General features: G+C 39.5%; 1 protein-coding gene. It reads left to right on the plus strand.

Going from position 1 to position 314, the window contains the following annotated elements; all coding sequences use genetic code 11:
* The coding region (locus AW165_RS18830; RefSeq protein WP_212823969.1) for a hypothetical protein at positions 1–222 on the plus strand (222 nt) is incomplete at its 5' end.
* Positions 223–314: the final 92 nt, after the last annotated feature.

Raw genomic sequence — 314 nt, forward strand, 5'->3', positions numbered from 1 at the left:
CAAACACTAAAATACAAGTACAAATGTAAAGAGGTAGACATGTCATACAAAACTTTAAGAGTGCACGAAGCACAACAAATAAAGCTTGAAAGAGCAGCAATTGAGATAAGCTCAAAAATTGGCAAGCAAGTGCAGTGGACAGACGTAGCAAGATACATGTTTGAAAACATGCTGACAGATGCCAAACACGGAATGATCCAAGACTCAAAAAAAGATCAGTAGAAGTGAGGGTGAAAATTTCGATTGAGTACCACATTGGGACTATAAGCCACTATTAAAGTATGTGGCTTAGCCACCAAGAAAGAGCGCAGCGC

Source organism: Acinetobacter sp. LMB-5 (assembly GCF_001541635.1).
Taxonomy (GTDB): domain Bacteria; phylum Pseudomonadota; class Gammaproteobacteria; order Pseudomonadales; family Moraxellaceae; genus Acinetobacter; species Acinetobacter pittii.